Here is an 11,235-nt window from a genome sequence, read left to right as displayed (position 1 = left end):
ATACGTACATCAATTACAGAATCTATTTTATTCTATATCAAATAAAAAACTTGAAATTAATTTATAATGGCACTCACAGATAAACAAGAAATGTTCTGCTTGGAATATATAAAGGATTTTAACGCAACAAAAGCTGCTGCAAGGTCTGGATATAGCGAAAGTACGGCTTATTCGATAGGAAGTGAAAACCTGAGCAAACCTGAAATTCAAACAAGGATAGCCGAACTTATGGAGCAAAGACGAACAGACGTTAAGGTCGATGCTAACTATGTCTTAAAAAGGCTTATTGAGATCGACACCTTGGACGTTGCTGATATAGTTAACGAGAAAGGTGATATAAAACCAATTAGTCAGTGGTCTAAAGCTTGGAGAACATCTGTTAATGCTATTGATGTATCGGTTCTTAATACAGGCGACATTGAAGCGTTTCTCAAAAAGGTAAAGATGCCCGACAAGCTAAAGAACTTAGAGTTATTAGGCAAGCACATAGACGTTCAGGCGTTCAAAGAAAAGGTAGAAAATAATGTTATTTCGCCTTTTATGGATATAATGAAGGCTGCTTCGGTTGGTTATGAAGGAGAGAGTAACGAATAAAAATATACTAAATTCGTAATCTTAACAATATTTAATAGTATATATGTTTACTATTTGAAAGTTATTCGTATATTTACGGTATAAATGTAACTAAAAACTGTAAAGATATGAAAAAGGTTTATTTAGAAGATATAAGATCAAATCGTTACGATTCTAATATTGAAAGATTAGGTGAACACAGTGATACTTGTATATGCTGCGGACAAAGAACGGCTCAAAGATCATTTATTCAAATGACTACATCTTGTTGGTTGATAGATGAAGATAAAGAGGTTGAAGATTCTCAAGGTATGTTTCCCATAGGTCCTGAATGCTTAAAGAAATTCAATAGGCTTGCAAGATAATTTTTTACCCACTATGACAACTAAAGTATAATACATGGCAACCTTTCTAACCACCTACGGAATAATACTAATCATCTACATAGCGTGGATGTTGTATGAGATTAAGAACGCTGAGATTGAGGAATGAATTAAAAATAAAGAATATGAATATACAAGATATAAGGGAAATATTCCAAGATGCAGGAATTGAAGCAGATGATGATGCAATGCAATACGTGTTCGATCAATTCCAAAATGATGCTACTAACAGAGCAGATATAGTGGAGTTGGCGAAGATAGCTTGCAAGCATTTTGAAATTGAGATAGATCACGATAAGCTAAGTGTCAATAAGCATGATGAAATTGTCTTATTCAATAGGCAGTTTGAATTTGGCTTTGAGAGAAATAAATATTTCTACTTGTATGATGGAGAAGATGAAACTTATTATGAGATAGATCAACTCGCCCTATTCGAATACCTCTTTGCGAACCACTACGACATCTACGGCTTAATCGAGCAAAATCTAGCAATAAACTTAAACGATATAGAATAATGGAAGAGAGATTGAAAGAATTTAAAAGCAAATTAGCTGATTTGATGGAAGAATATGAAGTTGAAATATCAGCCAGTGATGAGTGGACGGGATATGCCGAGTGTGGTGAAGATATACAGATTACTTTTTTTATAGAAGGTAAGGTTATAGATAACACGTATTTGCCATACTCAAGTGAGAATTTTGGTGAGTGTATCAGCATTGAACAATTAAGAAACCAAGATTAACCTATGGAAGATATAAAGAAAGCGATAGAGGAAGAAGCGATATTAAACAATATGTAATGTTTTAATATTATGAAGGTAAAACGAGGAAAAATAATAGAGGCGACTAGAGATGAATTATTTAACTACTATCTAAGCAGAGAATTATACGATATTTATTCGTTTCCTGATTATGTTGAGTTGATGAAAAAGGCAGGAACTAAAATAAATATTCTCAGTACAAAGAATAATAAATGGCAAAGAAGATAGCAAAACCCGAAATTTAAACGAGATATAATAAAAACAGATATAACGAAAATAAAGATGAATAAAGATAAATTATCGATTGCATTTTTTTGCAGAGGATACTTATATTTTAATGGCTTATTATCAGAGTCAGAAAATGATAAAGTACATAAAAGGTTTCTCAAATTTCAGCATAAGTATAAGATTGAGCTAACAGAAGAAGATTTGGATTCAGTAGAGATCACTAGAAAAGCATATAAAGATAAGTATCATGAGTAAAGAAGAAAAAGCAAGAGAATACGCACAATACAATGGAGTTATGCCACATGCTAAATTTACCGAACATAAAGCATTTTGGATAAAAACATTCATCAAAGGTGCTGATTGGATGGAGCAAGAAAAGAACGCAGAAATAGCCCAGATAAAAGCCCAGCTTCGTTGGAGAAAGGTGAGTGAGGGAGAATACCCAGAGGTGGATCAAGATGTTTTATTAAAGCAAATACATGAGGATGGCTCAGTAGAATATGATACTGGCTATTTACATACTGGTGATAGTAAGATATTTATTTGTGGCTCCCTAACGAGAGTTGACGAATGGCAACCCATTAACCCGTAAATAGAGAAAGGATGAATACAGTAACATACGATCAAGCGAAAAAACTGAAAGAGTTAGGGTATAGTGAAGAAGTATTGAGGTCTTACCATAACAAAATTGGATGGGGAGAAAGACCATTTCTTGATAGTCGCATAGGACTAAATAATTATAACAAAGAAAAATATAACAAGGATGGGTGGTATAACACTTGTTCTGCTCCTTCCGTTTCCGAAGCCCTGCAATGGATAAGGGAGAAGTATAGTAAAATTATCGTGTTTGAAATAAAAGTTTTCCCAAGAAGCAATGGGGATATTATTTATCCATACACAATTTACGATTACAATAGTAGAATCGGCAAATATGAGAGGTTTATGGTAAGCACAGTGTGTAAATCTTATCCCGAAGCCGAATCCGCCTTATTAAACGAATTACTAACCTACCTAGAACAAAAGAAATGAAAGAGAAAGAAGATGAAAAAGACTAAAATAAAAACCTACGTCATAACCCTTTCTAAAAACTATATGAAAGGACACCCAAAAGAAGGACAGCCGACAAACTTTAAAGAAAAATTTTTGAGTGGCGAGAAGATACACACCATAAGAGGAAATTATGACCTATGGAAGAAGCGATTAGATGACGTGCGAGATAGAAAAGCGATACTATCTATCAGGCAATGGGAAGGCAAGCCATACAGAAGTCCTCAAGTTGAGATAGCCAAGATAACAAGTACTAGTTGCTGCGGAGTTCAACATATCAGCTTATGGAAGCCAAATGAGAATGATATTTATTGGCAGATAAACGATAGAAAAACGAATGTGCAGCTTCACGATGTTGCTAAAAATGATGGCTTAGATATTGAAGATTTCAGACGTTGGTTCATCCCGAAGAAAGATGTTAAATACTTCTACTTTGAAGGTGCAATAATCCACTTCACACCATTTCGTTATTGGTGTTATGGAGAGAATAGAATACATGAAAGATTAGATAATCGAACAAATACAGAAAAGCCATGAGTAAGGAGAAAGATACATACAATCAAGCTAAGATTGCTATACTAAACTACATTATAGTATTTTGCACTAATACTATATATGAGGAAAATGGGGTGTATAGGAACAGTTTAAATCTGCCATCTATGCATGATGATATACCAAAAGGTTTTGTTTCATGTATTGGATGTTTACCGAAAGGAGGTTCTTTAGTTAGGCTAGTAGCAGCACCTCTTAACACAAAATGGTATTTATCGTGGTTAAAAGAATATGACAAAGATCGAGATAGATACTTACTAGAAAGCATAGACGATGGTAGTCTTTGTTGGTGGACTAACATTAGTCTCGATTATCTTCCTACTGAAATATCGGACAAGTTTCCCCATTGGAAATACACAGATAAACAATTTTCTTTTTGGGATAGATGGAAAAAAGCTTATAGATGGGAGGATGCATATTGGTTCGTACCATTAATGCCGTTGTTTGATGGTAAAAAAGTAACCCTAGAGCTAAGAAAAAAATTCTCCGATGAAAGATTTTCTAAGACATTTAATGATTGGAAAAAGTTAACAATTAAGGAAATGAGAGAGTTTGTAAAAGATAGAGAACTATATATGAAAGATTTGCCATGAAAACACCCGAAGAAAAAGCGAGAGAGTATGCAATGGATTGTACTATATGTCCGACTTTAGAAAGTCAAGAGGAAATAGACCAATCGCATCAAGAAGAAATAGAAAGAGCCTATCTCAAAGGCTACCATTCCCGTGACGAAGAAGTCAAAGAGCTGAGAGAAGCGTTGAAGGAATGTATCTCAAAAATGAAAGTTTGCAGAGACTTGATTGGATATGAGGCTGAAAACACAATAGATTTAACAGTTACGATAGTAAAAGCCAAACAACTGCTAAATAATGAGCAAAAAGGTATTGATTTAGCCGAACTAGAAAAAAGATTAGACGATTCACTAGATAACGAAACGAAAGAAAGCCTAACTGAATGGATAACCAAACAGCGACTAAAGGAGAACTAACCATGCGCATATTCACAACACCGAGAGAAGTAGCAGCGTTTATGCAGAATATTTACGCTGAAACAAAAGTGAAAGGAAACTATATCTACCTATATGGTAAGAAAATTGGAGAGTTTAGGTTTATCAATAAAAAAGGTTATTAATCATTTAAATTTTAGAGGTATGAAAAAAGAATTTAATGCAACTGAGGAAACGTGTGAACATATGTATTATACGGAAGCCGATTTAGTTAGTTTCGGTAACTACCTATTGTCAGAAGAACGTAAAGTGCATGTATTTGAAAATCACGACAAGAACATTGTTTATGATGCTGATGTCGAAGCATGGAAGGACAAACAAAAATGACAGCCTATGCAAGAGTATATCAATCATTTTTGCGAGAAAAATAACATAAGTCTGAAAGAGCTTAGAAAAGACATCCGAAAACGGCGTATTGTTCAACTTAGACACGTATTATGTTATAATCTATGCGAAGTATTGGAATATGGGATTTCAGATGTTGGGAGGGCTTTAAACCATAATCACGCAACCGTGTTATACGGAATCAAGAAAATTAAGATAGAAAAAGACATTTACCCAGACATCAAAGAATTGTTGGATAAAAACAAAGTAGGATATATTTTTTAACTAAAATGACAACCAAAGTACAATACTATTTTGTATATTTGTATAAGCTCGTGAGAGTGATTTGAAACAAGGTGTATTTGCCTTGTTATACTTTTATGACTTAAAGAAAGAGCTCTGCACCGTCGCTAAACTAAGTAGATGCTCTTTCTTTTCTTTTTATCTACCCTGTTTTTCGTTGAAAACTTTCTTTTGTTCTGCTAGCATGACAACCAAAGTATAACTATATTTGAATACATGACGCAAGAGCAACAAATACAAGTTTTTAAGTCGTGGCAAACTGACTGGAATAAGTTTGTTCGTGATGTCTTGAATGTAAGGCTTGATAGCGAACAACGAAAAATCATAGAATCAGTACAGTTTAACCCCATGACTACCGTTGCAAGTGGAACATCAAGAGGTAAAGATTTTGTTTCTGCTTGCGCATGCTTGTGTTTCCTCTATTTAACCCCCAAATTCAATAATAAAGGAGATCTAATAGAAAATACGAAAGTGTTTATGACTGCACCAACAGGTAGGCAGATACAAAACATTATGATCCCCGAAATATCAAAGCTTCTAAGACGTGCAAAAGGTGTGTTACCCGGACGAAGAGTATCTAACGATATACGCACCGAGTATGAAGAATGGTTCTTATCTGGATTTAAAGCAGACGATAACGCAACGGAAGCATGGACAGGATTACACGCTTCGAATATCATGTTTGCTATTACTGAGGGTTCGGGTATATCAGAAACAATATTTAATGCCATAGAAGGTAACCTACAGGGTAATTCACGTATGCTAATCGTATTTAATCCTAACGTTACGGTAGGATATGCAGCACGTAGCATGAAGAATGACCGATTTGCAAAGTTTAGGCTTAACTCTTTGGATGCCGAAAATGTAAAGCAACGCAAAAAAGTTATTAGTGGACAGGTTAACCATGAGTGGGTAGACGATAAAGTTAAAGAATGGTGTCAACCTATCAGACAAGAAGAAATGAATCTCGGAGAAGGTGACTTCGAATATCATTTACCGAATGAAAACGGAATACTTATAAAGGGTTATTATCGACCTAACGATTTATTCCGTATCAAGATACTCGGTATGTTTCCACGTGTCGCAGAAGATGTGCTTATACCTTATGAATGGATAGAGCTTGCAAACAAACGTTGGCTGAAAGTAAAAGAAGAAAGACAGATCATTACGGGTATAGACCGTTTCGGCGTTGACGTTGCGGGAATGGGTAGGGATCAGTCCGTAATATGCCATAGAAGGGAAAACTTCGTTGCTTCGTTTAGCAATTATCAGTCACAGGGAAATGCAGATCATATGTACATATCGGGTATAACCGCTAATCTTCTCAATACATATGCCAATTCAAGGGCTTATATAGATACCATAGGGGAAGGTGCGGGGGTGTATTCAAGACTTGCTGAACAAGGCTTTAAACGTGCATTTTCTGCTAAGAATTCAGAGAGCGCAAAAGGACTAAACGATATAACAGGCAATTACACGTTCGCCAATATGAGAGCATATTTATTCTGGTGTGTTCGTGATTGGCTTAACCCTATAAATAAAACTAATGCCTGTTTACCCATGAATGATAGGTTCGCACAACAGGCAACCGAGATAAAATGGAAATTCAGAAGTGACGGCAGTATAATTATTGAACCTAAAGAGGACATAAGAAAGCGCATTGACTGCTCTACTGACGAATTTGACGCTCTAAGCATGACTTTCTACCCTGACAATTACGACACAGGAAACATAGAAGAACTAGAGGCTATTTTTACGCTATAAATGATAACCAAAGTACAATTATTTCTTATTAATGGAAGAATTAAAACCAATAAGACAAACTGAAACGGAATTAGATTTTAACACTGATGATGTTTCCAAACTGATAGAAACCTTAAAAAGTGGAAGGTTAACCGATCTACCGAATGTTGACGAGCTTAAACAGTCGTATTATGTAGAGAATCACGATGTGTTTAATCGTTCTAAGAGACCAGATAAGCCAAGAAAGAAGAAGAATAAAAGAGATCAACCTAGAGAGCAGATAAACCCAGTAACAGGACAGAAAGAAACCGTAAACGTGCCTGTTGAGGAGATTGTCGATGATGGCGTAACCCTTGTTAATCGTCTAGGCTTTTCAGAACAAAAGAAAATAGTTAATCAGGCAGTTGCGTTCTCGGCGGGGAACCCAGTCGAATTAACAGCTAATCCGAATGGAGAGCAAGAAAAGAAGCTATATGATTTACTTGTTGATACGTTCGAGGATAACAAGATAGATTCATTTAACCGTAAGATATGCCGTTCAATATTTGCATTTAAAGAGGCTGCTGAATGTTGGTATCATGTGCCAAATGGTGAAGGCGGGTGGAAGCTTCGTGTTATGCGTTTCGCCCCCGAATTAGGCGATAAGCTATATCCGTATTTTGATGGCTACAATGATATGGTTGCTTTCTCTCGTGAATTTACAGCCAAAGATAAAGACAAGAAAGATGTAACCTATTTAACAACCTACACAAGCGATTATATTCACTATTTCAAACAAGATGGTAGTAAATGGGATAAAATAGGCTACGATGCCGTTGCAGTTGGCAAGATTCAGGTTGTTTATGGTTTTCAGGAGAAAGCTGAATATGAAGATGTAAACCCTCTTATTGCAAGGCGTGAGAAGCTGCGTTCAAACTTTGGTGACACAACAGACTATCATGCTTCTCCTAAAGTAATTGCAGATGGAAGCGTTACTGACTTTACCGAAAAAGAGGAAGCGGGTGGAATTATCAGAACCCAAAACGGCGCAAAAGTCAGTTTGCTTACTTGGGATCAAGCACCCGAAGCAATTAAGCTAGAGGATGAATTATTATTAGAGGACACAAACAGACTTACCGACACAGCAGACCTTAGTTTTAATAATCTCAAATCACTTGGAAGCGGTATATCTGGGGAAACATTGCGCCGATTGCTTACAGCCCCTATCCTAAAGGTTTACGAGAAAAAGGAGTTCTTAGACGAGTACATGCAAAGACGTGTAAATCTTGTTAAGGCATATTTGGGTGTTATTTATCCTGAACTTAAAGAAGCATCTAAAACACTTCGTATAAAAGCAGAAATCAAACCATTACAGCTTGAAGACTATGACGAGTATATAGACCGATTGAAGAAAGAAAACGGCGGTAAACCTATTAAATCACAGGCTCAAACTATACGTGATTATATAATGTCTAAAGGTGGCAGTGAAGAAGATGTGCAAAAGGTATTAGGAGAATTAAAAGAAGAGAGCGCAAGTAATTTTATTGAAGAAACTTATCAGGTGTAAAATATGGCAAAGCAAGAAACAAAAATACATGAATTTGATCCTGTAATCTATCCTTATAAGTTATGGGTAATTATAGACAAATCACCGACTATCATAGCGGATCGTTTTAATGAATATACGAATGAGCCAATACACTTTATAGAAACAGATACAGCGAAAGCGGAAGCCTTTACTATGCCTGTAGTGCATAAAGAAAACCCTCATTATGGTGTCCTTTTATTTTTCAGATCAAGGAAAAGTATGACTTATGAGTTAGTTGCGCATGAATCATCACACGCAGCTAAATATTTATTTGAACATATAGGTGCAGAGATCAAGGAACATGAGCCATTTGAATATGTTATCGGATGGATTGCGGGGTGTTGTGAGAAGGTGAAAAAGAATAAGTTATAAACATTTAAATATTAATCATTATGACATTAGAAGAATTTAAACAAGCAGCATCAGAACTTGATGAAGAATTAACAAGTATTGTTTCTAAAAAGTTAACTGAATTTAGCAAGAAGTACAAAATAATTCCTCTTGAAATTAATATTAAAGTGACTCATGGTAGTCAGAGTATAAGAACAGAGGAAGAAAATCCTGAAAGATTTCATTTTACACATGCTAGAGCTGTAAGCAAGTATAGGTTTTAATGGAATAAATATTATCCATGTCCAAAAAACGAAAACACACCAAAAAGCAACTCGAAGATGCGTTGCGTGCTTACTTGAATAGTCAGCGTAGGCACGTAAACCGTCTTTATAAAAACTATTTGCCTGAACTTAATAAGATATTCAAAGATGCAGAAAAGCAAGTAGAAGAACTCTACAAGTTGTATTTAGAAGGTCGTGTTTCATTGAATAAAGTTTTCTATTTAACCGACTACCCCGAAGTAGAATATCGGGTAAAAGAGATTCAAAAGCAGTTACAAAAGAGTTTGGATAGCTTTTTTATTACTTCAATCACCAAAGAATGGACGAACTCAAATAAAGCAGCCGATAACCTAGTTAAAGTTGTGTTTCCAAGCATTTCAAAGGATAAGATAAGCAAGTACTACCAACATAACGAAAAGGCTTTAAATGCTTTCCTTAACCGTAATATTGCAAGTGAAGGAACTCGCACGATAAGCGGTCGTGTATGGAAGCTCACTAATCAATACAGGCGGGATATAGAAGATACCTTAGCAATAGGCATTCAGCAGGGAGACAGCGCACAAGTATTGGCTAAGAGACTAAATAAATACCTGAATAAACCTAGCCAAAAGTATTTGGATGCTGAAACAATAGCAGACAAGAAGGTACGTAATGAGATACAACAACGCATAGAAGCAAAACAAGGCGGTCAGGGTGTATATAACAGTGCATATAAGAACGCTCGTAGGCTTGCAGCGAATGAAACAAATCTAGCTTATCGCAATGCTGAAAGTGAACGTATAGAGCAACTAGATTTTGTTGTGGGTTATGAAATAAAAGTTTCTAATTCACATGAAGCTTGGTTGCAAAAGGTTTGGATTCCAAAGCATGGAAGTAAACCCGAAATATGCGATGTCCTAGCGGGTAAATATCCGAAATCGTTTAAATGGAACTCATGGCATGTTAGCTGTAAATGCTTTAGAATAACCATATTAAAAACAATAGAAGAACTACAGGAAGATAATACACGGATTTTGCGGGGTGAAGAAGTTACAACCGATAGCGTGAACGCTGTAAAAGAAATGCCGAAAGCGTTTAGGGGTTGGATAACCGATAATACCGAGAAGATCACTAACGCAAAGTCAAAGCCCATCTTTTGGGAAAACAATTTAAGTTTAATCAAATCATTATAAGTATGATAAATAACTTGCAGTCTTTAAAAGACGAGATCATTTCATTATGGGATAGCGGAAAGTTTGATACGAAAGCGGGTTTAGCAAAGTATATTATTGATAAATATACAAATTTTGATAGACCAGACGACTCTATAAGAAGATCAATAAGTAAGATTATTTCTAAACACAAAAGAAAGCAAGCCAAAAAACCAGAGAGGTATATACCTAAAATACTATTCTTTGATATTGAAACTGCACCTATGAGAGCCTTTGTGTGGGGGCATTGGAAAAATAATATAGCATTAAGCCAAGTTATCAGCAACACATTTGTATTATGTTGGTCTGCTAAGTGGATTGGAAGCGATAAGGTTATATCAGATGTTCTAACTCCAGAAGAATCATTGGTAGAAAACGATAAAAGGATAACTGAAAATCTTTGGAAGCTATTCGATGAAGCTGAAATAATTGTAGGGCATAATATTGAGAAGTTTGATATTCCTAGAATGAATAGTCGTTTTGTCATACATGGATTACCCAGACCATCAACTTACAGAACAATAGATACACTAAGAGCAGTAAGACGTTATTGTGGATTTGCAAGTAATAGACTAGATGCTTTAGCGGGGTATTTTAATTTAGAGCATAAATTAACCACTGATTTTGATTTGTGGGCTAAGTCTATGTCTGGGGATAAGGATAGTTTGGAATATATGTCTAAGTATTGTGATCGTGACGTTCTATTACTCGAAGAAGTATATAACATCCTTAGACCATGGATAAGTAACCATCCAAATGTAGGATTATACTTTGACTTAAACAAAGGAGTGTGTGCTGTTTGTGGTTCTACTGATCTAAAAGAAGAAAAACCATATTATACAACGGTAGGAAGATACCAAACATATAGATGTAATTGTTGCGGTGCATTATCTAAGGTAAAAAGGTCTGACTATGATAACTCTAAATTATTAAGGAGTATATAGA

The 11,235-nt window shown here is 35.5% G+C and carries 19 protein-coding genes; all 19 read left to right on the top strand.

The annotated features are described in order from the left end of the window. The first annotated feature begins 66 nt into the window (after positions 1–66). The 19 genes from JGH11_RS17060 (at position 67) to JGH11_RS16965 (ending at position 11,234) form a co-directional block, all read left to right on the top strand. The gene (locus JGH11_RS17060; protein ID WP_201113823.1) at positions 67–594 is read left to right on the top strand and encodes a terminase small subunit; all 528 of its coding nucleotides are present in this window, start codon (positions 67–69) and stop codon (positions 592–594) included. Positions 595–701: 107 nt separating this feature from the next. Beyond that, positions 702–938 carry a hypothetical protein gene (locus tag JGH11_RS17055; protein ID WP_201113822.1) on the top strand — a complete coding sequence of 79 codons (237 nt, stop codon included), beginning with the start codon at positions 702–704 and terminating at the stop codon, positions 936–938. Between the two features lie 143 nt (positions 939–1,081). Next, positions 1,082–1,471, top strand: coding sequence for a hypothetical protein (locus tag JGH11_RS17050; RefSeq protein ID WP_201113820.1), 390 nt, complete (start codon positions 1,082–1,084; stop codon positions 1,469–1,471). After that, positions 1,471–1,698 carry a hypothetical protein gene (locus JGH11_RS17045; protein WP_201113818.1) on the top strand — a complete coding sequence of 76 codons (228 nt, stop codon included), beginning with the start codon at positions 1,471–1,473 and terminating at the stop codon, positions 1,696–1,698. The genes JGH11_RS17050 and JGH11_RS17045 overlap by 1 nt, the downstream gene beginning before the upstream one ends. A gap of 69 nt (positions 1,699–1,767) precedes the next feature. Next, complete coding sequence (locus tag JGH11_RS17040; RefSeq protein WP_201113816.1) at positions 1,768–1,944, top strand: hypothetical protein; 177 nt, start codon at positions 1,768–1,770, stop codon at positions 1,942–1,944. Positions 1,945–1,998: 54 nt separating this feature from the next. Beyond that, the gene (locus JGH11_RS17035; RefSeq protein WP_201113814.1) at positions 1,999–2,199 is read left to right on the top strand and encodes a hypothetical protein; all 201 of its coding nucleotides are present in this window, start codon (positions 1,999–2,001) and stop codon (positions 2,197–2,199) included. Beyond that, on the top strand, positions 2,192–2,536 hold the full coding sequence (locus tag JGH11_RS17030; protein ID WP_201113811.1) for a hypothetical protein: 345 nt from the start codon (positions 2,192–2,194) through the stop codon (positions 2,534–2,536). The genes JGH11_RS17035 and JGH11_RS17030 overlap by 8 nt, the downstream gene beginning before the upstream one ends. 11 nt (positions 2,537–2,547) lie before the next feature. Then, positions 2,548–2,973 carry a hypothetical protein gene (locus JGH11_RS17025; protein WP_201113809.1) on the top strand — a complete coding sequence of 142 codons (426 nt, stop codon included), beginning with the start codon at positions 2,548–2,550 and terminating at the stop codon, positions 2,971–2,973. Positions 2,974–2,985: 12 nt separating this feature from the next. After that, positions 2,986–3,528, top strand: coding sequence for a hypothetical protein (locus JGH11_RS17020; RefSeq protein ID WP_201113807.1), 543 nt, complete (start codon positions 2,986–2,988; stop codon positions 3,526–3,528). Beyond that, on the top strand, positions 3,525–4,136 hold the full coding sequence (locus tag JGH11_RS17015) for a hypothetical protein (protein WP_201113806.1): 612 nt from the start codon (positions 3,525–3,527) through the stop codon (positions 4,134–4,136). The genes JGH11_RS17020 and JGH11_RS17015 overlap by 4 nt, the downstream gene beginning before the upstream one ends. Next, on the top strand, positions 4,133–4,531 hold the full coding sequence (locus JGH11_RS17010; protein ID WP_201113805.1) for a hypothetical protein: 399 nt from the start codon (positions 4,133–4,135) through the stop codon (positions 4,529–4,531). The genes JGH11_RS17015 and JGH11_RS17010 overlap by 4 nt, the downstream gene beginning before the upstream one ends. 93 nt (positions 4,532–4,624) lie before the next feature. Beyond that, positions 4,625–4,876, top strand: a complete 252-nt coding sequence (locus JGH11_RS20345; protein ID WP_236264080.1) for a hypothetical protein — start codon at positions 4,625–4,627, stop codon at positions 4,874–4,876. A gap of 6 nt (positions 4,877–4,882) precedes the next feature. Beyond that, positions 4,883–5,158, top strand: a complete 276-nt coding sequence (locus JGH11_RS16995) for a helix-turn-helix domain-containing protein (protein ID WP_201113802.1) — start codon at positions 4,883–4,885, stop codon at positions 5,156–5,158. 234 nt (positions 5,159–5,392) lie between these two features. Continuing rightward, positions 5,393–6,940, top strand: a complete 1,548-nt coding sequence (locus JGH11_RS16990; RefSeq protein WP_201113800.1) for a hypothetical protein — start codon at positions 5,393–5,395, stop codon at positions 6,938–6,940. Between the two features lie 31 nt (positions 6,941–6,971). Next, positions 6,972–8,465 (top strand): phage portal protein, encoded by a 1,494-nt coding sequence (locus JGH11_RS16985; protein WP_201113798.1) that lies wholly within the window; start codon positions 6,972–6,974, stop codon positions 8,463–8,465. Between the two features lie 3 nt (positions 8,466–8,468). Then, positions 8,469–8,858, top strand: coding sequence for a hypothetical protein (locus JGH11_RS16980; RefSeq protein WP_201113797.1), 390 nt, complete (start codon positions 8,469–8,471; stop codon positions 8,856–8,858). Positions 8,859–8,878: 20 nt separating this feature from the next. Then, the gene (locus JGH11_RS16975) at positions 8,879–9,100 is read left to right on the top strand and encodes a hypothetical protein (RefSeq protein ID WP_201113796.1); all 222 of its coding nucleotides are present in this window, start codon (positions 8,879–8,881) and stop codon (positions 9,098–9,100) included. 17 nt (positions 9,101–9,117) lie between these two features. Continuing rightward, positions 9,118–10,272 (top strand): hypothetical protein, encoded by a 1,155-nt coding sequence (locus tag JGH11_RS16970; RefSeq protein WP_201113795.1) that lies wholly within the window; start codon positions 9,118–9,120, stop codon positions 10,270–10,272. Between the two features lie 2 nt (positions 10,273–10,274). After that, on the top strand, positions 10,275–11,234 hold the full coding sequence (locus JGH11_RS16965) for a ribonuclease H-like domain-containing protein (protein WP_201113794.1): 960 nt from the start codon (positions 10,275–10,277) through the stop codon (positions 11,232–11,234). The last annotated feature ends 1 nt before the right edge of the window (position 11,235 follow it).

Source organism: Dysgonomonas sp. Marseille-P4677 (genome assembly GCF_016652235.1).
Classification (GTDB): Bacteria; Bacteroidota; Bacteroidia; order Bacteroidales; family Dysgonomonadaceae; genus Dysgonomonas.
Note: the sequence above shows the minus strand (reverse complement) of the source record. Positions and strands in the feature narration are given on the sequence as shown.